Consider the following 22,043-nt stretch of genomic DNA (forward strand, 5'->3'; position numbering starts at 1 on the left):
TTTCGCTCAATTATATCACATGTCCTTAACTGCCTTAATGAGTCCAAAAACATAAAAACCCCTGGCATGGCGACATATTCGCCGAACCTAGGGTGTGCTTCACCGTTATGTTTGCCGCGGCATTTGCGCGACAGGCCGTAAGGCGGCTTAGCCGCTTTGCGCGTTGGAAACCGGCACCTGGCTGCTCCGCAAGAATGCGTCCTCCTTGTGAAACAAATACCCGCAAAGCAGTCCGCCGCAGGCCGCGACAATGCCCCCGCCGGCGAAGACTGCACGAAGGCCCAACAACTCGTGAAGCCAACCGGCACTGATTAGTGAGATGACCATACAGCCCATGAAGACTGTATTGATCGCAGTGCCTGCCCTTCCTTGATACGCATAATCCACCTTGGTCTGCATTAATGTGGACAGGCCGACGTTGATTCCAACTTGGCCGGCACTGTAAACGATGACTCCGACGCATAACGCCCACAGCGCAGGATACACGACCATTGCCGTAAAGCCTATGCCCATGCAAAGCATTCCGACAGACAGAAACCGGTCGTGCGGCCATTTCAATTTGTGTATGAAGAAGGTGGCTGCAAGCATCGCCACACCCTCGATCAAGAGGATGATTGAGAGCACCTCTTTCGCCATTCCTAAAAAGTCCGTTACTACAAACACCTGCAGCACTTGGATGATCCCGGCGCCTAAGCCGAAAAATATACACGAAAGCATAACAATCCGGGAGACAGGGTTATGTATAACGTAGCGAAAGCCCTCCTTAAAATCGTCCCGGATGCCTTGTATTCCTGTGCGCGTTTGTTGCTCGGCGTCCGCACCCGGGACTCGGATGGAACTGATGATAAGAACATTACCGAGCAGGAGCACAACGTTAACGAGCAGAGTCACTGAAGCCCCAAGCTGCATATACACCAAAGTGCCGAGCGCGGGACCGAGCATCAGCATCGTGCTGAACGTAATCTGGCGCAAAGATGCCGCTGTTTTCAAATCATCCTTGGGCACAAATTGCATCATAAATGCGGGCGCAGGAGAGCGAAACAGCAGCGTCCCCAGCGAACAGAGAAAGGCGCCGATATAGAGCACGAGCAGAGACTCCATCATATACCCGCCGATCAGCAAAATGACAAATCCGATCCGCAGAAGGTTAGCGGCGAGAATCGTTTTTTTGCGGTTCCACCTGTCTGCCAACACGCCGATTAACGGTCCGAAGATAAAAATTGGCGCAAACTCGCAAAACAGGATAACGGATACGGCGAACGAGGAGTTGTTTGAGAGCGTTAATACCATATACATCAAGGCCATATTCCGAAACCAGTCGCCAAGCTCCGAAAGCCATGACGCCACCCAATAACGCAAATACATCGGATTAGAACGAAGCAGAGCGAGCATGATCGGTTCCCCGCTTTCCACTAGTAGAGACACCTTAAATCATACCATATATTGTAATTCCGCTGTGAGGAAGTCTGAAAACGTTGACTGGTGATTTCTTTTCTGCTATGCTGTAATTACAGTTTAACTGTATTTTTAATTTATAGAATAGAGTTGTATTAGGAGTCTATAGATATGAGTGACTTGATAATTCAAAAAGTTCAAAAAAGAATGTTGATTAGTTTAGCAGAAGTATCTAAGGAATTCGATTTACATGAGGGTGACTTTATTAGTATTGAAGAACGTGATGGCGGCATCTTTTTAAAGCCTGTCTCTTGGCACGATAAGAGCCAGGAATATTTTTGGACGGATAAATGGCAAGAAAAAATGCGAAAAAGCAAAGAAGCATTGGAAACCGGGAAATTTCAGCTGATCCAGAACCAAGCGGATCTCCTTAAAGAGTTGGGTGGAAAAGATGCCGACAATGATTCTGACGACCCCGTTCAAGGATGATTTCTTTGCCTTAACGGAAATCGAACAAAAGCAGGGAAGAAAGGCCATTAAGTTTCTAACCGATAATCCGAAACACCCTTCGCTACAGATTCATCGTATTAAGGGCACAAATTTTGGGGAAGCTTATGTGAATAAAGATATTCGAATTATTTATGAACAAAATTCCGACACTTTAATTTTACTGGCTATCGGCCATCATGATGTTTTGAAAAAATATTAGAATTGATTGGATTTTAAAGTAGCCTAAGCAAAAAGGTCGACACATGTCGGCCTTTTTGCTTTATCGTGCTCTTTATGCAAATTCCACTTCCAGAATGCCGGACAGCTTCACCCACTGTCCGGCGATGAGAATCCGGTAAGCCAATACATCCAGCTTGGTGATCATGCCGGTGATGCTGCGGTTCTCGAACGGATCCCACAGCACCAGCCGCACCGCCTCCCCGTTCCGGTAAGCGTCGCTTAGACGCTCGTTGATCTCTTCCCATTTATACGGATCCAGAATCGGCTGCTCCTTGCGGACCAATTCATGATTGACCTCCAAAATCCGTTCCTTATGCTCCGGCAGCATCATCCGGCTTGATTCCCACAGTCCATTGCCTTCAAGCTTTTTCCTCATTTGTAGTGTCCTCCGATCTTGCCTGCCCTGTCCTTGGCCTGCCCCATCTCTGTAACCGAGACAGCTCTCATGATCGCGGTACTGCCATACTTCTGCTTCAAAGCATCCGTCGTCTTCTCCAACAAGCGGAACCGCTCCCGTTCGTCGAACAGCGATAATTGATATTCTTCTTCATTAGAGAGCTGCGACAGGCTGACCCCGACTTTACGCACGGGGAGCTTCTGCCAGTGCTGCTTGAACAGCTCAACCGCGGCATGGTACACCTGGTTCGTCACATTCGTCGGCTCGGGCATCTTCATCTGCCGGTAAAACCCGGTCGGACGCTCGAAGTCCGCGCCTTGGCACCCGACCGATATGACAAAGCCCATGTAGCCCATGCTCCGGCAGCGTTGGCACACCAGCTCAGTCAGCTCCAGCAGAATCACCTTAATCTCATCCAGCGTTCTGTAATCCCTCGGCAGCGTCATCTGGTGCCCGACGCTCTTCGGCGCTTCTTCATGCGTATACGGACTGACCGGGCTGTCATCGATTCCGTTCGCCATGCGCCAATAGAGTTCTGCATCGATATCGCAGTTTTTGTTGAACTTCTTCTTCATCATCCGCTTCAGTTCAGCAAGCGGAGTTTGGGCGAGGTGCCCGATGGTGGGCAGTCCCATTGAGGTAAAATGAGCGGTCATCCGGCTTCCGACCATGAACATCTTGTTAATCGGCTGCGGCCAAAGCGTCGTCGGCAGGTCTTCCTTCCGAAGCACGAACAGACCGTCCTTGTTCTTTTTCGCCCACAGGTCACACGCCATCTTCGCCGTTACCTTGGAGTAGCTGATGCCCAGACGGGTGTAAATGCCCGTAGCGTTGCGGACGTCATCCTGTATGGCTTGCGCAATTTCCGTGGGCGTTCCGAACAACTTCAGACTGCCGGTAATGTCGATAAATTGCTCATCGATGGAATAAGGCTCCACCAGATCGCTGTATGTGCGCAAAATATCCGTAATCTGGATCGAAGTATCGATATACAGCTGCATTCGGGCTTGATCACGACCAGATCGGGACACTTGGCCAGCGCTTCGCGCAGCGTCTCGGCGGTCGTGACGCCGAATTGCTTGGCGAGGGGGCATGCCGCCAGTATAATGCCGCTTCGCCGCTCCGGATCTCCGGCTACAACGAGCGGTTTGTCGGCATATTGCGGATTTGCCGCCTTCTCCACGGACGCGTAAAAGCTCTGGCAGTCCGCGAGCATAATGACTCTGTCAGCACCTTTTGCCATCTCGATCACCCATCTGTCAGCTGCACCCCTGTGTACCGGCTTGCTTTTTTCAGAGCTTCCGTCCGGACCGTCCCCCAGAGCAGCGTAATATGATGCTGATAACCCCGGCACAAGTAATCGGCCTCTATTCCCGTTCTCGTCTGCTTCTCCGGAAGCACTTTGATCCCGCGCTCCCGCAGCTCCTTTTTCAACAAATAATGTTCGTTAATAATGTCGTCCTGCACTTTCTGCAAGCCTCGAATTAAAACCAAATCCAGCTTAAATCCCGCCGAGTGAGCCGTATGAATGTCGCGTTGAATGTAATCGAGCATAACAGGGATTAGAATCGCTTCCTTCACCATTCGCAGCTCTTCTTTGTTCAGCATCGGAGGCTTCATGCGGTTTCCCCTGCCTCTTGGATAAAATTGCCCTTCTAGGGTGCATAATATTATATGCGAACATATGTGCGTGATGTCTATTATATACGAACATCAGTTCGATTATCCACGTTTATTTTTTCCCAACATTGTGTTTGTTGAAACTGGGCTTATACTTAGAAAAGGGGGGAACGATGATGTGCGGAAGATATACGATCGTAGTTTCCATTGAAGAATTAATGCTGCGGTACATGAGCGACATGCCCACGAACCGCTACCATACACCGCGTTACAATGTAGCTCCGATGCAGAATGTAACGGCCATCGTTCATGACGGTCAGAACAACCGGATCGGCCAGCTTCGCTGGGGTTTGGTGCCCTCCTGGGCTTCTGACGACAAGATCGGCAGCAAAATGATCAATGCCCGCTCGGAAACGCTTCTGGAGAAGGCATCTTTTAAAAATTTGATTCAGCGCAAAAGAGCGATTGTACCGGCGGACGGATTTTATGAGTGGAAGCAGCACGGGGGCAAAAAACAGCCGATGCGGATTACGATGAAGGACGGCTCCATTTTCTCCATGGCCGCTCTTTATGACACTTGGACAAGCCCGGATGGCGGCAAATTAAGCACGTGTACGATTATTACGACCAGGCCGAACAGCCTGATGGAGGATATTCACGACCGCATGCCGGTAATCTTGCGTCCCGAGGACGAAGCGTTGTGGCTGAACCGGGATCATAATGATGTGGATGCGCTCACCGGCCTGCTCACCCCGTACTCCGCCGATGAGATGAAGGCTTATCCGGTGTCTCCTTTGGTCGGGAATGTGAAGAACGACGTGAAGGAATGCATCGAAGAGCAGCCGGTGTTGTTTTGACAGAGCCGCAGTGATTTCCTTGTTATGCGTTTCCTCTATGCTTTGGACTGATGATGACATACCCGATGAGCAGCAATACGATAACGATGGCGAGCAGCACGTTCTGCATCGCATTGTCCCGATTGATTATGATAAAGCGAAGCGTGGCGGTCATACCTATGTAGAGTAGATTCTGGAGCGGGAAATGGTAATTTTCTTTGAAATACACTAAAATCATCGAAATAAAAGCGAAGTATAGAAAAAAGTTTACCACTTCAATCAATACTTCATGCACATCTGCAGTTCCCGTCCATGCGAGATACGCAACCGACCCGACTTCCTTCAGCATGAGGAACAGGAGAATGATCATAACCGAGATCAGAGACACATTCATCACGAATTGCGAGCCATGAACGACGTTACGTATCCATTTCGAAATTGTCATATCTGCATGCTCCTATTTTCTGTGGGGATGGCCCGTACAATGACCAGTATTCACTGAAACGCGTCTCTTGACACCCTCTGCCGGACTCGGTTATATTGGATGAACAGAAATCAAATATGCAGCTCTTACGACGGAAGCACCCGTAAGCAAAGGCCGATACCGCCTTTCTTGCAGGTGCTTTTTTGCTGTCTACAATTAAAGGAGGAATGTAAAATGAACCGAGTTTCGAAAGTAATATTCACCGTATTGGCCGCCCTGGTCTGCCTGACCTCCATCCCTGCAGCGATGAGCGCCGCCACGGTGGAGTTAACCGCGCCGATTAAAGCCGCTTTCGACAAAACGGCGGCGTCCGCAGACGGCAAAACGGCCGCAGTGATGAGCAGCCTGTATAACGCTCTTGGCATTTACCAGGAGGAAGACCGAAATTGGGAAGGGAAAATTAAAGCTCTTCATTATCAGAACGAACAGGCGCTGATTGCCGTACGTAAGCAGATTAAAGAAATCGATGCCGATAAGCTGAAGAAGCTGGACACCGAAGTGAAGCAGACACGGGAGCGGTACAAACCGCTGTTCGCCGGTTACACTGCTCTCAACAAACAGATCTCTGCATCGAGAAAGTTGAAAAACAAAAATCTGACCGCTGCGCTCAGCGCCCAAGCCGATGTTATGAAATTGGCGGTACAACTGGCACGGCAGGACATTGATGCAAAGGAAACTGCCTTAAAAACAGCAAAAGATTCGACAGCCCGTACAATTAAAACGCTGCGCGACGCATTGGCGGCAATCGATCCGCTTAAAGTGCAAATCACAGCACAAAGAAGCGCGGCAAGCCTCCCAAGGAAAGGCCTGTCCCCAGTCTGGACCAATTTCAAATATGCCATAAAAAAGACCGACGCCAAGCGCACATTCGACTCTCTGGAAACACTCGTATTCCTTTCCCGCCAGATTGTACAGCAGCAGCAAAAAATTCACGCGCTTGAGACCCGAATAAGCGGTATCATTTCGAAAGTGAAAGCTCAAATTCCGGTATCATGAAATAGAAATCCATGCCCTTAATGTTGTAATATAGGACATTAAGGAGTGAGCAAAGCATGGCACAAAACCGCAAATTACTCATCGACCGCGATTTCCAAGAGGCTATGGAGCATCATATCCCTCTGCGAGTCTTTAAAGACGACCAGATTGTGGATTCCGGCGGTATCATTATCCGATTCGACGATCAAATCGTTGTCGCCCAATCAGGAGTCAGCGAGCTCGCTTATCATTCAAGAACAGAGTGCGAATTCTTTGAGATGAGAAAAAGATAAGCCTGGTTTTCCTTAATTTCCTCTAAACCCTCCATATCCCCCCTTATGGCTGCATATATTGTCAGTCAGGGGGAGGGAAACTAGATGAGAGGAATGCGTTTTTACCGTTATATAGTTACTCTGTTGTGCCTATTTTTCATTCCATTCGGACTTGTTGCACATGCGGAGACCGTTCAGCTTGCCAAGAAGTATGCGAAATACGAGCAATTTATCATCATCGATAAAAGCATGAACAAGCTGTTCTTCTATGAGGGCGGAAAGTTGAGTAAATCGTTCCGCGTGGCTTCAGGAAGGAAACCCTCTTACACGCCGGAGGGATTGTTCGCCATTCATGAGAAAGTGAAGAACCGGCCTTATTACAAAGAGAAAATTAAAGGCGGCGATCCTAGAAATCCACTCGGGGACCGCTGGCTCGGACTGGAAGTTACGCGGAACGGCAAAACGTCGTATGCTTATGGAATCCATGGCAACAACAATGAGAAATCCATCGGCAAATACGTTTCGAATGGCTGTATTCGACTGCACAATAAGGAGATCCGGTGGCTGTATGACCAGATAAAGACGGGTACTCTGGTGCTCATTCAGAAATAAAGTTTGTATGGAGAGATGACTTACCTGTCATCTCTTTTTCTATTGAAAGGGGGACATACACCTAAGCGTAATTACAAAATAAATTAGGGAGAAGTGATATTTAGGAGGGAAATGATCAAATGTATGATTACAACTTTTATTTCCGCTTCCCAGCCGACGCCAGTCTAATTAAAGATATTGAAAAAGCGGTCAACGGTCAATATAGTGCTGCTGCCTGCTATGAGCAGTTGGCGAGAATGGCTCCTAATGAAGAAGAAAGAAATCGGATTGTTGAAATTCGCAAAGATGAACTCCGGCACCTTAAAGTGTTCTCACAAATTTACAAATCTTTAAGCGGCAGGCAGCCGACACCTCATATCGTGGAACAATGTCCTTCAGACTACCGCGCAGGACTTAACTTTGCGATTAAGGACGAACAGGAAACCGTGGATTTCTACTTGGATATTGCTCAAAAAAGTACTGTCCCATTTATAAAAGACTATTTCAGGCGCGCATCGGCCGACGAACAAAACCACGCTGTATGGTTTCTGTATTTTCTAACAAGAAATCAATCTGGCTCCTAACTGCTTTGAAATCCCCCGGGATGGCTTCGCTTTTCCGACCGTGTTCCATACGGTCGTTACATAAGACAGCTTGCACAAAAGCACGGGTTGAATTGCTCCCACTCATTGGATTTTCCGCCATCCCGTATGCTAAAATACACGGGACAAGCACAGGGAGGAGAACAAAATGAACGCCAGGCGCAAGTTATCGGTTTTATTGGTTTTTATTTTGGCTGTAGCGGTTGTCGCAACAGGCTGCGGAAAGCGGGAAACTACGCCGAACGGAAACGGCGCAACGGCCTCAAGTGAAGCTCCTGCCGCCGGCGAAAGCACGGCACCGGCCTCAAGCGAAGCTCCTGCTGCCAGCGAAGACCCATTACACAAGGAGGATAATCCTATGGTAACAATTGAAATGGACAACGGAAAAAAGATCACTGTTGAGCTTTACCCGGAAATCGCGCCGAATACGGTGAACAACTTCATCTCGCTCGCGAAGAAGGGCTTCTATGACGGCACAATCTTTCACCGCGTCATTCCGGGCTTTATGGTCCAGGGCGGCGATCCTGAAGGAACCGGCATGGGCGGACCCGGATACAGCATTCCCGGAGAATTCAGCGGCAACCGCTTCAAGAACGACCTGAAACATACAAGAGGCGTTCTCTCCATGGCGCGTACGCAAGACCCGAATTCAGCCGGTTCCCAGTTCTTCATCATGGTTGCGGATTCGCCTCATTTGGACGCGAAATATGCAGGCTTCGGCAAGGTCACTGACGGTATGGAAACCGTTGATGAAATCGTTAACCAGCCTACCGGCGCGCAAGACCGTCCTAAAAACCCGATGGCCATCAAGAAAATGACCGTCGATACGAAGGGCGTCGAATACAAGGAACCCGAGAAAGTTAAGTAAGTTAATATTTCTACAGCTTAACGACCACTCTGCCGCGGGATTGTCCCTTCAGGATGACAGGTACATACTCGGGCACTTGTTCCAGCTCTATCTCCTCACTCATGCGGTCAAGCATCGCAGGTTTGTAATCGGAGGACAACAGCTGCCAGACTTGCTTCCGTCTATTCATGCCGGCAAACACCGAATCGATTCCGATCAGACGAATGCCGCGAAGAATAAACGGAAATACGGTTGCCGCAAGCTCTGTTCCTCCGGTTAGGCCGCTCGCGGCAACTGCTCCTCCATATTGCAGGGTCGGCAATATGGAGGACAATGTTTTACCGCCGACACAATCGACCGCCCCCGCCCACAGTTGTTTACCCAACGCAGGAATCTCACCGGACAGAAGCTCATCCCTCGAAATCACCCTTTTTGCACCCAACCCAAGTAAATAGTCTGTCATCTCTGCCTTACCCGTGCTGGCAACCGCTTCGTATCCCAGTCGAGCCAGGATCGCCAAAGCTACGCTTCCCACTCCTCCTGTTGCACCGGTGACCAGCACCGGCCCGCTTTCCGGAAGAACGCCGGCTTCTTGCAGCTCCAATACCGACAACGCTGCTGTGAACCCTGCGGTCCCAAAAATCATAGCCTCTTTCAACGTTAAATTGTCAGGCAGCTTTACAGCCCATTCCGCCGGCACCCGCGCGAAGCTGCTAAACCCGCCGAAATGGCTTACTCCTAACTTATACCCCGTAACAACGATTTCATCGCCTTCCTGAAACTGATCATCGCTGCTGGACACCACGACACCGGCCAAATCAATCCCGGGTACAAAAGGATAATTTTTCACGATATTGCCGTTCGTCGAAAAAGCTAGGGCATCCTTATAATTGATGCTCGAGTATGAGACTTTAATGAGCAGTTGTCCTTCAGGCAAATCTTCCACTTTCATCACCCGGCTGGACGCAACAACTTCACCGTTCACTTTATCAACGACTAACGCTTTAAAAGAATCCATAGTATCCTCCTAGAAACAAGTTTTCTCTTTATTATTTCACCTTTTATAGCAAAAAGACACCGCAGCACAGGCTCATTTTTAGCATGTGACTTTTCTCAGCGCAAACAAAAAACCAGGCCGCTTGCGGCCTGGCTTCGCTTCTAAAGCTGTTGTGATTTTCACGAGGCAGTGGCGGCCAGCGATGTCTTTTCCGGCAAAGCTGTTCGGCGTCTCATAAACATGACCAACACCCCAATCGCCACCGCAGCCCATACCGCTAATAGAACATATACCGGCAGCACCCAAGGATCGGACCAAGTGAACAACGAACGACCCAGGTAAGTCGGTACGAAAGCGTAAGCCGCTAATGCGAACCATAGCAGTCCGGCCGCATGCAGTAAACGATGACGCCTGACGACGGCGGCCGTACATTTACCCAATAAAAGTGCGAGAACAGGCGCGGCCTGGAGCCCATGAAAACCTAGAAAATGCACATCCAGAATATTACCGTGCTCGCCGAAATACCGGCTTTGAACCACAGCCATCCAGAGGCCTGAGGCAAACCCTAACATAGATGCCAGCAGACCGTAGCGGATGCCAAGGACAAGCAGCGGATTGATCTGGTACGAACGTGCGGTGAAAAATTGCAGCATAAGCCAGATGTACATGAGGATAACGCCGAAGAACAGCACCCGTACACAATCCCCGGCAAGATATTCGTATAGAAGTTGCCGGTTCCGAAGCGGGGGTCAAGACCGCGGAAGACTTGAATGACTTCAACGGCGTAGCCATAATACACGGCTATCAATAACAGCCGCTGGAAACGTATATTCGCTTTCTTGCTAACTCCGGTTAGCGGTATTAACAGCGCAGTGGTCGTTAAAAACACCCCGAATGCCGTGCAAATCGAGCTGGGTTTATCTAGCGAAGTTCCGGTGAAAATGCGAGTCCCGACTTCTGCAACAGCAAACAGGCAAAACTGAATATTCCGAGGACAAACCCGACACCTGCCATTTGGTACAACCATTTTTGTTCCGACTTGAAGAGCATATGCCGGATCGGCAGCTTCCCAGCCAGACGAGCGATTTTAATAAACATATTTATTCCTCCCCGTATCCTGGAATGCATATGTTTATCTTAGCGGGAAACTCCTGTCGCTATTAGTGAGAAGAGTAATTTTCTTCCAGTGACTTTTGTCACCTGGATTGCAAAAGGAATTTTTTACCTTATATCGAATACCGTTGAATGGGGAGTTTACGCTCCACATACTAGTCCGGGAGGAGGACAAAATGGAACAATTCAAAGTCCCCAGAGCGTGCATTTACATCAATTACATGGCGGACCTGCTTCGTTCCAAAGATCACTGCGTCATACATATTCAAGACGTGGAAGACGCGGATGCGTCACAGCCGGATTGTTCATTCCGCAGATTGAGGTTGATGCCAAGGATATTGTAGTCAAAAAAGAATTTTCGAATGCTTTCTGGCATACGGAGCTGGAGCAAATCTTGAACGGCAACGGAGTCGAATTGGCAATCATCGCGGGCTTCGCGGCAGAGCAATGTGTCCTGTTCACCTACAACGGCGCGTTGGAGAGGGGCTTCAAGGCTGTCATGCTGCAAAATGGAATTATCAGCTCAAAAGATGATGTCATACACACGACTTACCGTGATCGGGACTTGATTTCGGATCCCGTGATTGCGTTCTTAGTGGGTGCTTGACGGCGCAGGCTGCCTCTTGGGCAGCCTGCGTTTTTTACACTATACGTTCAATAAACCAGAACAGCCCCAGGCACCCGATTGCGCCGGACAACCCTCGCATCCATGCCGGATAACTTCTCGCCTTTCCAAGCAGCCAAAGCAAAGGCAGCAGCAAAGCCAGAACAGCCACCTGTCCGATTTCGACCCCAAGATTAAATGACAAAAGCGACAGAACGAAGTCGCCGCCCAGCGCTCCTCGCAAAATATCGGCAAAGCCGAAGCCGTGGACCAATCCGAACCCAAGTGCAATGGCCCATCTCCGGTATGGACGCTTCAGCCAAATATTCTCCACCGCAATATAAACAATACTTAGCGCTATTAACGGCTCTATAATCTTTAACGATATCGTGAAAATATCAAGAGCCGAGAGTGCCAGAGTTATACTGTGCCCTAATGTGAACGCCGTTAACATTTTGAGGTAATCAGATTTTCTTTGCTTTAAAATAACCAACCCGATCAGGAACAACAGGTGATCGTAGCCCTCCCAAATATGCTTCATCCCCATTAAAGTATATGTCCGCAGGGTCCCAGACCAATCCGAGCCTTGGACGTGCTTGTCAGCCTGCAAGGCACTTCCCGATGTAGTCCTGTTCGATTGTTGAAAGACGTAGTCCGAGACTTTATCATTCACACGCAACTGAGCAAAGTTCTGATGCTTCGGATCCATGTCGTCGAAAAAGAAGCTGTATTGAATCTTGTAATCTTCGATCGGCTGGTCGAACCGGAAGTCTATAAGCATGCGAATAAATTCGTTGTCTCCCCGCTTCATGGGACTGAAATCCAACAACTCGGGTTTGGCCGGCACATTGTTGTTTGTCACAGATAAGAAGCGGGAGACCAATGACTCGAGCTCAGAGAAGCCGGCGTCTCCGTTCTCAGTCGCCTTCTCCTGAGCGGCCTTAGGTTCAATTACGAAAACCCGTTCACCGGAATTCAGGTCCAGCCACTGTCCGACTTCTTGAGCATCAAGCTCAAGAGTATAGCTCACGGTATTGTCTCGAATTTCAATATCGGAATGCCCCACCGTTGCAAAATGTGCACTCGCGGCCGGCACCCAATCCATGCATACAGACACCAACTGGAGAAGCACAAAACAAACAAAGGTGGCTAACGTTAAGCAACTTCTTCCGCTTTTCATTCTGCTTCAGCTTTGGTCGTGAATCCCCAAATATCCGAGACTTGACGCCCGCCATACTGATCCGCCAAACGCACGTACCAGAAGAACGTCCCGTCTTTGCCCAACCCTTTCCAATGCGCTTTCGCTAAAGTATCGCTTTTCACAGCGGACTGCTTGTCGATCACTTTTTTGCCGTAGAGATTCACCGCAATATAATCGGTGGCTACCTGCTTCTCAACCGGTTTAAGCTTCAAAGGGAGGGTGAATTCGTCTTTGCTCGAGTCCTCATAGAAATTGTAATCGTTCTTGTACGGTGAATACGTGTTAACGATCAATTGCTGGTGTTCGGTATCAAAATGCAGCAGGCGCAAATAACCCGAGCCGCCTTCCGGTCCCGATTGATAATCGTATAACATCTCAATGACTGTCCTACCGTCCGGGGCATGCTTCACGTTATAAGCCACGCCGTGATGATGACCGCAGACGACCATAAACACATTTTGATTGTTCGCGACGACTTTGTCCCACATCTCTTGCCCTTGTCCCGAGTACTTTCCGTTCGGCGAAATATACATATGGGTGGCAACAATCGCATTGCGGTTCGGGTATTTCTTCAATACGTCGTTCGCCCAATCTATCGTTTGCTGATCGATGGACCAACCCAAGTATAAGAAGATAAAATCATTGCCATTGGAAGAAACCAGATCATAATGATCGCGGTTGTTTTCTAAATCCCCGCCGTAGGTCGGCTGGTTAACAAAACGGTCGCGTCCGAAATACTTGTAATATTCCGCATAATCGGCTTTTTCAAAGTTGACGTCATGGTTGCCGGATACGACGCCGTAGGGCATTTTGGCATCGTCCAGGATTTTCATGCTCTTGTCCGCGTTAGCCCACTGCTGCGGAGAATCCCAGCTATCCACGATATCGCCGGTATGAATGGTGTAATCGATTTTAAGTTTGTCGCGGTTATCTACGATATATTGATTCATAGAATCATAGATATGAGGGTATTTTTCGGAGTAATATTGCGTATCCGTAATCCAGGCAAATGTAAAATCGTATGCGTCCGGAGAAGGAATCAAGTCCTGTACAAGGACATGAACCACGTTGTCCCGCACCATGTCTTCTACGTTCACTTTAGCTTTCAGAGTAAAGTCTTTATCCCCCATACCCCTCGCGCCCGCAACCCATTGCTTCGTATTGAAGTTCCAAGTATACAAGGTGACCTGGCGGTGAGGCAGCGAGTGTCCTTCCCACATCACTTCCACGTCCTCAATGTCCGACAGATCCTGCTCCAGCTTCAAGTCGAAACGATGGTAAGGGAACTTGTCTTTGGAGTTCGTCGTGAGATATTTACCGTCCTTGGCTTCTACAGATGCGTACTGATCGTCGGCAAATTCCTTCTCTCCCGCAGCTTCCATTTCAAGCGGAGGCTCGCGGTCTGTGGTGTTTACGAATGCCTTATTGGAGGCTCTTTCCTTCAAGTCTGTCCGGTACCCTTGCAAAAAGGTGACATCGAGAGGATCCTTCGTGGGGTCGCTGACAAGCACACTCAGCTTCGGATTTTGCGATGCCCGCTCCTCACCGTCGACAGGGGTAGGTTGGGTAGGCTTGTAAGGGTGTTCCTCCAGCACGACGAAAGCAGCTTCAGCTGTCTGCTTGTTTCCGGCTTTGTCCGTTGCGTTCACGGAAAACTGATGTGTCCCCGGTTTCATGTCCAGACCGGCGATTGATGCCGGCAGCTTAATGGCCTCACCGTCCAGCTTTGCTTCCAGCTTGTCGATCCCTGTTGTAGCGTCACTGGCGTTTGCATGAAAGTCGATGTTGCCCTTATACTCTTTTCCGTCAATAGGAGAAATAGACTCGAATACGGGCGCGGTGTTATCCACGACTACGTTAGATATGGCCTGCTTTTCTCCGTCCGGTCCTTTGGCGCTCAAAGTGACCGTATGCTTGCCGTCCGCAGTCTTGGTCGTATCCCACGTATACTGTTTGGCGGCAAAATTGATCTCCGGAAGGGTAAACAGGAAATCCGCCATCTCTTTGGCCATCAGGTCATTCGCAGGTAGACCGTCTCCAAGAGAGACACGGCCCGTCGGACTCAGCGTAACCTGTGAGCCGTCGCCCATCTTTACTTTCACGTCTTCAACCGGCAATACCGTTCCATCCCCGAGCACCAGTCGAACGTTTTCCACGGAAAAATCATCGTTGTTGCCCGTCGTGGAGTTAGGCGCTGTGCTGTTGCCCGAATGAAGGGAAATGGTATTTGCTCCTGTATGTAAAAGCGACTCGGGAATCGGTACGCGAACCGTCTCGAAGTTCGTCACCTTGCCGTCGATTACCTTCACGACTTGATCCCCGATCATAATTCCGTTCTTGTAACCTGAATCAAATCCATTCACATCGACAAGAAGCTCCGGCTGTACGTTCTGAAATTGTTCGGCAGCAACGGGGTTACCGTCAATGGACAGTGTCAACTGGTCCGCTTTGTTATTCGTGACTCCTTTGATCACGCGCGTCCCTTTCAAGATTTCCTGATCCTTGACTGAAAGGCTGATCGGCTGGACAGTGTCGGCAGCGAACGTTTGGGACGTACCCATAAAGTTCATTGCCACCAGACTGCATGATAATAAGGACATGACAAGCTGTTTCCGCGCTTTTTTCATCAATCTACCATCCTCTCTCTGATGAACTGCTTAATCAATTTATCAATAGATTGTTTTCGTTCTATCAAAGTAAATGTTAAGAGAGCTTAAACTAAATCAGGACAAACGACATGGCCGACGCCGTAAATTTAACGGTCTGCGCAGGTTTTAGCCGCTAAAGTCCCGGAAAAACCCTCCTGCTTACCCAGCGTGTTGAGAAGTTTGTTAAAGCCAAAAAAGCATTTTTTTACACAATGCGCGACTCTGCGAAACAAAAAAGGACCGCCGACGCATTCGTCGGCAGCCCTAGAAGAGATTTGAGACTTATTTTTCTATTCGGCTGGAGAATTGTTTGAGCAGCTCAGCTTCTCTCTCTGCAGCTAATCCCGCTTTCAGCATATTATCGTCGGACCGTGAACGGTGCCATTCCAAAATGTCCAGGATCGTTTCGTTCAGCGGACGATGACTCAGGCCCATCTCTAATGTCTTGCTTATGTTAATCGAGAATAAGGAACCTAAATCCTCTTGCTCTGGAATCCACAACGGCATTTCGATCCAAGGCCCCACCTTATGAGTGAGAAGAAACTCATCATCCACCCATGTCAGACGGGCATCACTATGAATCGCAGCTAAGCAATGCTCAAGAAATCCGCGCACCGTAATGGGAGCTGCCGGGCCTGTGGCGGTGAAAGTTCCGTCCTGCCTTTGCTCCACCATTCGCAAGATCCACTCCGCCAAATCGCGCACATCGATAAATTGGACAGGTGCCTCCGGATTGCCCGGCGCTAGAACCTCCCCGCCACGGGCGATGCGGTACGGCCAATAGGTCACCCGATCGGTATGATCTCCAGGACCAGCAACCAGGCCGCATCTGGAGATCAAGCTTTTACCCGGAAAATGATCCCGTACGATTTGCTCGCAGCGCGCTTTCATCGGACCGTAAGCGACTTGTACGTCTTCAACGCTTTCATCTTCCCACACCTTGACGGGATGCGTTTCGTCAATCTCTCCCGGTACCGTATGGTCATATACGTCTATTGTTGAGATGAAGGTATAATGTCCGACTTGATTCTTAAGCAGCTCGACAGACTGCTCCACAATTCTGGGAACGTAACCGCACGTGTCGACGACAGCATCCCATGTCCGCCCTTTAAGCGCATCGAGCCCCCCATCACGGTCTCCAACGAGCTGCTCCAGCTCCGGAAACAAGTCCGGACGACTGCCGCGATTAAAAAGCGTGACCTCATGGCCGTGCGCCACCGCGGTTTCAGCAATCGTTTTACCGATAAATCGCGTACCGCCAAGGATTAATATTTTCATACGGTTCCCTCCCTCCCAATTGATTTATCTGGGCTGAGCCACAATCCCGTTGTGCACCTTGATGTAACCATGCCGCAGAATGTCGAAGCCCGCCTCGTAAACATATAAACCCATTTGTCTGATGTCCATCAGCTCTCTATAGGTATGGTTCATTACATCGGCCATGATCGTGTAGAACAATCGCGATTTTAGCTGCAGCCTCGGTGTGGTCATGACGACATAGCCGCCCGGCTTGAGAAACTTTCTATGCCAGTCCATAGCTTCTGCTTTGAAATCGTCCGGGAAATGCTCGAGCAGACCTACGCTAAGGACAATGTCAAACTCTTTGCCGAAAGGCAGATCCCGTATATCACTGATCACATACTCAATGTTCATCTCATTTTTGTGCCACACCTTTGGAAGTCCGGAAGCGGGATTCGTGCCCAGAAAAGGATAACTGTCGGGAAAAAGTCCGAAGCGGTCCGTGCGGCAGAAGTCATCATAATCCACCATCACGACTTCCCCTTCAGGGTACATGGCGTGTAATTGCATCGCTTCATATCCTTCAGCCGCACCGAGAAAAAGAATGCGAGGCTTCCGAACGTCCAGCCCTTCAAAAAGCGCGCGCTTGCCTCTCGGATCCCATATGCCGTCTTCGATGCGATGAGCGTAATTCCATAGTGACAACCGAACCGTCTCACCAAGCGCTTTCTTCACTTCACCGAGCTGAAACCGGGAGAGATATTTCATCAGCTCTCTTTTGGAAGACGAAAGCTCTGCCGGAACATCCTTAACAAACCATTCATGAAAGGAACGGTTAAAAAACTCCCAAGACTCTTTGACCGACATTTCGCCGTGCTGGTGTTCCCATTCCCGCTTTGAGCTCGCCACAGACTTCACTTCATACGGCTTTCCAACGGTCTTCCATGTCAGCTGCGACCAGTCGGACACAACATTGGCGTTAATGAATTCATCAAGACTCTCATTGGTCGGGTTTCGCAGATCAACCCGGTAACTAGGCGTTAATTCAGTGGTTCCGACTTGCAATTCACTCATCACGAGACTTGCCTCCCTCAATAAGAGTAGGAAACAAAAGGAAAACGGTTACAATTAAGTTTATCATAAAAGGGGAAATGTAACGGCGTTCTTTTTCATGGCATCCTAAGCGAAAATCGGCTACGCTAGTATTACACCAATTCATGCCAACAAGGAACGGTAGCCTATGACGCGCTTTATACAGGAATGGAAGCACCAGCTGAGCGGATATAGCCGGAATATCCGGTTGTTTCTTTGGTTTAACTTTTTGTGGAATACCGGCCTGGGCATTTTTACATTGGATTATAATTTGTACATAAAAGCGCTCGGTTACAGCCAGACCATGGTCGGCGACATCGTGGCGATGACTACGCTTGCCGCTGCGATTATTCTCGTACCGGCAGGGCTTATGAATGATAAGTTCGGATCTAAGCGGATCGTTTCGATCGGCATTTTTCTTGTTGTTGCCGCTTTGATTGCCCGATCCGTGATCACGGCTGAACACGGCCTGCTGGTATCGGCCTTCATGACCGGCTTGTCTTTCGCTTTCGTATCGGTTCCCCTTTTGCCTTTCATGACGGAAAATTCGTCGCCCGATCAGCGGGTCCACCTGTTCAGCTTCAACTTGGCGCTTGTGATGGGTGCCAGTGTGATCGGCAGTGTGTTAGGCGGTCTTCTGAGTGATATGTTCCATTTGTGGGGCGGCTTGAGCGAGGTGCTGAGCTTGCGGATAACCTTATTGCTCGGAATCGGCATAGCCGCATTGGGGAGCGTACCAGTCCTGTTATTCGAATCAGCGGGGAAAGAGAAAGAAACCTCGCGAACCGAGTTTGCTTGGCGCACGGTGTGGAAGAACCATAAATCATCGATGCAGGTTATTTTTCTGTTTGCCGTCCTGGGATTGATGTCTTCGATAGCCGGCGGCATGCTGGTTCCTTATTTGAACGTGTACTTTGCCGACCGCTTCCACTCTTCGACGACGGCCATCGGAATTATTGTATCCTTAGGACAAGGAGCAACGGCGATCGCTTATCTGATCGGTCCGCTGATCGTCCGCAGGCTGGGTGAAACGAAGTCCTTGATGGTTCTCCAGCTCAGCTCCATCCCTTTTATGCTGATAACGGCTTACAGCATGAATTTCTATCTCGCGTCCGCCGGTTATCTTTTCAGGCAAGCGCTGATGAATGCAGCCACTCCGTTCTGGAACTCCATCAAAATGAACCTGGTGCACCGCTCCCTCCGCGGTCTGGCATCAAGCACCGGGGAAGCTGTTTTTAACCTGGGGTGGTTTTTGGCGGCACCTGTAAGTACCGGGCTGGTCGCCCGCTACGGCTCCTATTACGGATATGCGTATGCTTTTACGGTCACTGCTGTCGTCTATACGCTGATCGCCGTCATGTTCTATTTTTTCTTCAGCAAAGACCGATTCAAACCGCCGGAGGACAGCTTGCCGGCTACAAAATAAAGGAAGCACTTAGTCCGTTAACGAATAGAGAAGGTAGGCGGCGGATCCCCAAATCAGTAACGCCGAAGCCCGGTTCATCAAAGTGAGCCCGCGTCCGGACTGATCAAGCCTGCCCGCCATTCTTCCCGCAAAAGCCAGTGAGAAGAACCAGACCCAAGAGACGGCGACGCAAGTTAAAGCGAACGCCAGCCGTTCGGTGCCCTCATAACGAAGCGAGCTTGTGCCGATCACTCCCACCGTGTCGAGAATCGCATGAGGATTCAACAGGGAGACCATCGCCGCGAAAGCGACTTGCTTGCCGGCCGGGAACGTTTCCCTCAAGTCGGCCCTTTCGGCAGCGGCGCTGTTCTTCCACACGGACCACCCCACATACAATAGAAACAAAACCCCTGCGACTATTAAAATGTACCTCACCCAATCGAAAGCGAGCACGGCCACTGAAACCCCGTACACAGATGCCATAATAAGCAGCGTATCGCAGACGGATGCGGTGAAAGCGGCAGGAACAGCATTCATGTAACGCCGCCCCAGCACCCCTTGATTGAATACGAAAATGTTCTGAACCCCGAGCGGGAGAATGAGGCCGAAAGCTAGCAAAATACCGTGAACGATCACTATCAACCCTACCTTTTCCAGTACAATGATTTTCATTCTACCTATTTATTGTCTGATTGTCGATTTATTGCTACACTGATTGTTAATTCTTCCATTTTAATATGTCTATTAAAAACAAGGAGTGTTGTTAGGATGAAAAAGGGGTTGTGGTTTGCGCTTTGCGCAGTATTGACGGTTAGCCTGCTCGCGGGATGCGGCGCCAGTAACGAGGGCAGCGGCGATAAGACGTATTTATTCGCCACGGATGCCCAGTACGCTCCGATGGAATTCATGGATAAAGACAAGATTACCGGGTTTGACGCCGATTTCTTGGAAGCGGTAATGAAAGAAGCAGGTCTGAAGTATGAGTTGAAGAACGTCGGTTGGGACACGCTGCTCGTTTCACTAGAAAAAGGTATAGATTACGATGCCGCAATTTCAAGCGTGACCATCTCGGATGACCGACTAAAGACAAACGATTTCTCCAGACCGTATTTTGAATCCACCAACATGATCCTCACCAAAGAAGGCAGTCCGATCAAAAGCGCTTTGGACCTGAAAGACAAGAAAGTCGGCGTTCAAGGCCTTACGACAGCCGATATCCTCATGATGGAACTTACGAGCAAAGATAATGCAAACATCAAAAAATTTGACAGCAACGCCGTTGCGATCATGGAGCTCGAACAAGGCGGCGTCGATGCTGTGGTAGCCGACATGGCGGTTGTTACCGAATATGTGCGCAACAACCCGGATAAGAAGTTCGTCTCCATCATCGATGTTGAAAATTTCGGTTCCGAGTATTACGGCATCATGCTCCCGAAAGGAAGCGAATTGAAAGTTAAGCTGGATCCGGCAATTAAGACAGTATTGGAAAACGGCACGTATGCCGAACTTTACAAAAAGTGGTTCAATAAAGATGCCGATACGGCAAAACTTCTAGAACAACAATAATTAAATTGCTGAAGGGGCGTCCCCCATGGATTTTCGTTTTGAAATCATCGCGGATTATTTGCCATTACTTCTCAGAGGAGCACTTGTTACCATCGCCATATCCGCCGCATCCATCGTGATTGGATCAGCACTCGGACTTGTTGTGGCATGGGGGAAGCTATCGGCCAACTTCGCGGCAAGATACCTTGCGAGCGGCTATATTCATTTCTTCAGGGGAACGCCCCTTCTTGTTCAGATTCTACTGGTACATTTCGGAATCGTTTATGTCATCCTCGGTAAAACAGACGCCATGATCGCCGCCATTGTAGCGTTATCTTTGAATTCTGCGGCCTATACCGCTGAAATCTATCGGGCGGGTGTCCAGTCCATCGATAAAGGCCAGACCGAGGCGGCCCGGTCATTAGGCATGACACATTTTCAAACGATGCGATTCATTATTCTGCCGCAAGCGATCAAACGAATGATTCCCCCGTTCGGCAACGAGTTTATTGTTCTCATTAAAGATTCCTCGTTGGTTTCTATCATCGCCGCTCAAGAACTGATGTATTGGACCGATGCATTTAAAGGACAGTACCTCGCGGTGTGGGAGCCGTATTTGACTGCCGCCTTCATTTACTTGGTCCTGACCTACTCTTTCAGCAAGCTGCTGAACTACGTCGAGCGGAGGTTGCAGACGTCATGAGCGCTTTGATCAGAATGAATGAGGTGAACAAACACTTCGGCAAGCTGCATGTGCTGCGGGACATCAGCTTGGAAATTCAGCCTCGGGAAGTGGTAGTCGTCATTGGCCCTTCCGGGTCAGGGAAATCAACGCTGCTTCGGTGCTTGAACCTGCTGGAGAATTTTGAAAGCGGCGACATTGTTATCGATGACAAATCCCTGAAAGCCAAAGATACCGATATCAACCAAGTGCGCACGGAAATCGGTATGGTTTTTCAGCAGTTTAATCTTTTCCCCCACCTGAAGGTGCTGGACAACATCATGCTGGCTCCGATTCAGGTGCGTAAGCAATCCAAGGAAAAGGCCGCGTCAAAAGCAATGGAGCTGCTCGGGAAAGTCGGAGTTACAGATAAAGCGGACGCCTATCCCGCCTCCTTGTCCGGCGGGCAGGCGCAACGGGTAGCGATAGCAAGAGCGCTCGCAATGGAGCCGAAAATCATGCTGTTCGACGAACCGACATCGGCACTCGATCCGGAGATGGTCGGCGAGGTTTTAGCCGTCATGAAGCAATTAGCCTCCGAGGGCATGACCATGGTCGTTGTCACGCATGAAATGGGATTCGCACGTGAGGTTGGCGACCGCGTCATCTTTATGGATCAAGGGGCTATTGTTGAGGAAGGCACGCCGGACCGGTTGTTCGATCATCCGCAGAACGAAAGAACGAAGTTGTTCCTTTCCAAGGTGTTGTAACCAAACCAAAACCCACCGCC

Annotated in this window: 26 protein-coding genes and 1 pseudogene; 14 read left to right on the forward strand and 13 right to left on the reverse strand. The window is 49.5% G+C overall.

Going from position 1 to position 22,043, the window contains the following annotated elements:
- Positions 1-147: 147 nt before the first annotated feature.
- The gene (locus SD71_RS02750; RefSeq protein WP_041059126.1) at positions 148-1,413 is read right to left on the reverse strand and encodes an MFS transporter; all 1,266 of its coding nucleotides are present in this window, start codon (positions 1,411-1,413) and stop codon (positions 148-150) included.
- Positions 1,414-1,566: 153 nt separating this feature from the next.
- On the opposite strand from SD71_RS02750, the gene SD71_RS02755 reads away from it, so the two are divergent.
- The gene (locus SD71_RS02755) at positions 1,567-1,884 is read left to right on the forward strand and encodes an AbrB/MazE/SpoVT family DNA-binding domain-containing protein (RefSeq protein WP_041059128.1); all 318 of its coding nucleotides are present in this window, start codon (positions 1,567-1,569) and stop codon (positions 1,882-1,884) included.
- Positions 1,847-2,104 (forward strand): type II toxin-antitoxin system RelE/ParE family toxin, encoded by a 258-nt coding sequence (locus tag SD71_RS02760; RefSeq protein WP_041059129.1) that lies wholly within the window; start codon positions 1,847-1,849, stop codon positions 2,102-2,104. The genes SD71_RS02755 and SD71_RS02760 overlap by 38 nt, the downstream gene beginning before the upstream one ends.
- A gap of 72 nt (positions 2,105-2,176) precedes the next feature.
- Here SD71_RS02760 and SD71_RS02765 read toward each other — a convergent pair whose 3' ends face one another.
- The 3 genes and pseudogenes from SD71_RS02765 to SD71_RS02775 all read right to left on the reverse strand — a co-directional run bounded on the left by SD71_RS02765 (position 2,177) and on the right by SD71_RS02775 (position 4,141).
- Positions 2,177-2,500, reverse strand: coding sequence for a YolD-like family protein (locus SD71_RS02765; protein WP_041059131.1), 324 nt, complete (start codon positions 2,498-2,500; stop codon positions 2,177-2,179).
- Positions 2,497-3,764 (reverse strand): annotated as a pseudogene (locus SD71_RS02770) (DNA polymerase IV). Before SD71_RS02770 ends, SD71_RS02765 begins: the two are co-directional and overlap by 4 nt.
- A gap of 5 nt (positions 3,765-3,769) precedes the next feature.
- Positions 3,770-4,141, reverse strand: coding sequence for a hypothetical protein (locus SD71_RS02775; RefSeq protein ID WP_041059134.1), 372 nt, complete (start codon positions 4,139-4,141; stop codon positions 3,770-3,772).
- A gap of 176 nt (positions 4,142-4,317) precedes the next feature.
- Here SD71_RS02775 and SD71_RS02780 point away from each other — a divergent pair, with 176 nt between their 5' ends.
- The gene (locus SD71_RS02780; protein ID WP_041059137.1) at positions 4,318-4,998 is read left to right on the forward strand and encodes an SOS response-associated peptidase; all 681 of its coding nucleotides are present in this window, start codon (positions 4,318-4,320) and stop codon (positions 4,996-4,998) included.
- 22 nt (positions 4,999-5,020) lie between these two features.
- Here the strand turns inward: SD71_RS02780 and SD71_RS02785 are convergent, their stop codons facing one another.
- Positions 5,021-5,422 carry a phosphate-starvation-inducible protein PsiE gene (locus tag SD71_RS02785; RefSeq protein ID WP_041059140.1) on the reverse strand — a complete coding sequence of 134 codons (402 nt, stop codon included), beginning with the start codon at positions 5,420-5,422 and terminating at the stop codon, positions 5,021-5,023.
- A 213-nt stretch (positions 5,423-5,635) separates the two neighbouring features.
- Here SD71_RS02785 and SD71_RS02790 point away from each other — a divergent pair, with 213 nt between their 5' ends.
- From SD71_RS02790 to SD71_RS02810, 5 genes are all read left to right on the forward strand, one after another.
- Positions 5,636-6,457 carry a hypothetical protein gene (locus SD71_RS02790; protein ID WP_041059143.1) on the forward strand — a complete coding sequence of 274 codons (822 nt, stop codon included), beginning with the start codon at positions 5,636-5,638 and terminating at the stop codon, positions 6,455-6,457.
- Positions 6,458-6,513: 56 nt separating this feature from the next.
- The gene (locus SD71_RS02795) at positions 6,514-6,729 is read left to right on the forward strand and encodes a hypothetical protein (RefSeq protein WP_041059146.1); all 216 of its coding nucleotides are present in this window, start codon (positions 6,514-6,516) and stop codon (positions 6,727-6,729) included.
- 84 nt (positions 6,730-6,813) lie between these two features.
- Positions 6,814-7,320, forward strand: a complete 507-nt coding sequence (locus tag SD71_RS02800) for a L,D-transpeptidase (RefSeq protein ID WP_041059149.1) — start codon at positions 6,814-6,816, stop codon at positions 7,318-7,320.
- Between the two features lie 119 nt (positions 7,321-7,439).
- The gene (locus tag SD71_RS02805; protein ID WP_052475878.1) at positions 7,440-7,883 is read left to right on the forward strand and encodes a ferritin-like domain-containing protein; all 444 of its coding nucleotides are present in this window, start codon (positions 7,440-7,442) and stop codon (positions 7,881-7,883) included.
- 166 nt (positions 7,884-8,049) lie between these two features.
- Entirely contained in the window at positions 8,050-8,769 is a 720-nt protein-coding gene (locus SD71_RS02810) for a peptidylprolyl isomerase (RefSeq protein ID WP_041059152.1), read from the forward strand.
- A gap of 10 nt (positions 8,770-8,779) precedes the next feature.
- Here SD71_RS02810 and SD71_RS02815 read toward each other — a convergent pair whose 3' ends face one another.
- The 3 genes from SD71_RS02815 to SD71_RS23835 all read right to left on the reverse strand — a co-directional run bounded on the left by SD71_RS02815 (position 8,780) and on the right by SD71_RS23835 (position 10,843).
- Positions 8,780-9,766 (reverse strand): oxidoreductase, encoded by a 987-nt coding sequence (locus SD71_RS02815; protein WP_041059155.1) that lies wholly within the window; start codon positions 9,764-9,766, stop codon positions 8,780-8,782.
- 158 nt (positions 9,767-9,924) lie between these two features.
- A complete protein-coding gene (locus tag SD71_RS02820) occupies positions 9,925-10,413 on the reverse strand; it encodes a hypothetical protein (protein ID WP_152619314.1) in 489 nt (162 codons plus the stop codon).
- A gap of 253 nt (positions 10,414-10,666) precedes the next feature.
- Positions 10,667-10,843 (reverse strand): hypothetical protein, encoded by a 177-nt coding sequence (locus SD71_RS23835; RefSeq protein WP_161793322.1) that lies wholly within the window; start codon positions 10,841-10,843, stop codon positions 10,667-10,669.
- 191 nt (positions 10,844-11,034) lie between these two features.
- Here SD71_RS23835 and SD71_RS24635 point away from each other — a divergent pair, with 191 nt between their 5' ends.
- Positions 11,035-11,202: a hypothetical protein gene (locus tag SD71_RS24635; protein ID WP_235426961.1), complete on the forward strand. Its 168-nt coding sequence runs from the start codon at positions 11,035-11,037 to the stop codon at positions 11,200-11,202.
- A complete protein-coding gene (locus tag SD71_RS02825; RefSeq protein WP_235426962.1) occupies positions 11,160-11,465 on the forward strand; it encodes a cysteine hydrolase family protein in 306 nt (101 codons plus the stop codon). Before SD71_RS24635 ends, SD71_RS02825 begins: the two co-directional genes overlap by 43 nt.
- A 34-nt stretch (positions 11,466-11,499) precedes the next feature.
- Here SD71_RS02825 and SD71_RS21880 read toward each other — a convergent pair whose 3' ends face one another.
- The 4 genes from SD71_RS21880 to SD71_RS02845 form a co-directional block, all read right to left on the reverse strand.
- Complete coding sequence (locus SD71_RS21880) at positions 11,500-12,567, reverse strand: HupE/UreJ family protein (RefSeq protein WP_052475879.1); 1,068 nt, start codon at positions 12,565-12,567, stop codon at positions 11,500-11,502.
- Positions 12,568-12,638: 71 nt separating this feature from the next.
- Entirely contained in the window at positions 12,639-15,290 is a 2,652-nt protein-coding gene (locus tag SD71_RS02835; protein ID WP_052475880.1) for a metallophosphoesterase, read from the reverse strand.
- 303 nt (positions 15,291-15,593) lie between these two features.
- Positions 15,594-16,589: an NAD-dependent epimerase/dehydratase family protein gene (locus tag SD71_RS02840; RefSeq protein WP_041059161.1), complete on the reverse strand. Its 996-nt coding sequence runs from the start codon at positions 16,587-16,589 to the stop codon at positions 15,594-15,596.
- A gap of 24 nt (positions 16,590-16,613) precedes the next feature.
- Positions 16,614-17,624 carry a class I SAM-dependent methyltransferase gene (locus SD71_RS02845; protein WP_041059164.1) on the reverse strand — a complete coding sequence of 337 codons (1,011 nt, stop codon included), beginning with the start codon at positions 17,622-17,624 and terminating at the stop codon, positions 16,614-16,616.
- A 166-nt stretch (positions 17,625-17,790) separates the two neighbouring features.
- Between SD71_RS02845 and SD71_RS02850 the strand changes: the two genes are divergently transcribed.
- Positions 17,791-19,068, forward strand: a complete 1,278-nt coding sequence (locus tag SD71_RS02850) for an MFS transporter (protein ID WP_041059167.1) — start codon at positions 17,791-17,793, stop codon at positions 19,066-19,068.
- Between the two features lie 9 nt (positions 19,069-19,077).
- Here SD71_RS02850 and SD71_RS02855 read toward each other — a convergent pair whose 3' ends face one another.
- Entirely contained in the window at positions 19,078-19,719 is a 642-nt protein-coding gene (locus SD71_RS02855) for a LysE/ArgO family amino acid transporter (RefSeq protein ID WP_052475881.1), read from the reverse strand.
- Between the two features lie 96 nt (positions 19,720-19,815).
- Between SD71_RS02855 and SD71_RS02860 the strand changes: the two genes are divergently transcribed.
- The 3 genes from SD71_RS02860 to SD71_RS02870 are packed head-to-tail and all read left to right on the forward strand — an operon-like array spanning position 19,816 to position 22,023.
- Positions 19,816-20,613: a basic amino acid ABC transporter substrate-binding protein gene (locus SD71_RS02860; RefSeq protein ID WP_041059170.1), complete on the forward strand. Its 798-nt coding sequence runs from the start codon at positions 19,816-19,818 to the stop codon at positions 20,611-20,613.
- 25 nt (positions 20,614-20,638) lie between these two features.
- Positions 20,639-21,295 (forward strand): amino acid ABC transporter permease, encoded by a 657-nt coding sequence (locus SD71_RS02865; protein WP_041059172.1) that lies wholly within the window; start codon positions 20,639-20,641, stop codon positions 21,293-21,295.
- A complete protein-coding gene (locus SD71_RS02870) occupies positions 21,292-22,023 on the forward strand; it encodes an amino acid ABC transporter ATP-binding protein (RefSeq protein WP_407637508.1) in 732 nt (243 codons plus the stop codon). Before SD71_RS02865 ends, SD71_RS02870 begins: the two co-directional genes overlap by 4 nt.
- Positions 22,024-22,043: the final 20 nt, after the last annotated feature.

Origin of the sequence: Cohnella kolymensis (genome assembly GCF_000829465.1) — a bacterium.
GTDB lineage: Bacteria > Bacillota > Bacilli > Paenibacillales > Paenibacillaceae > Cohnella > Cohnella kolymensis.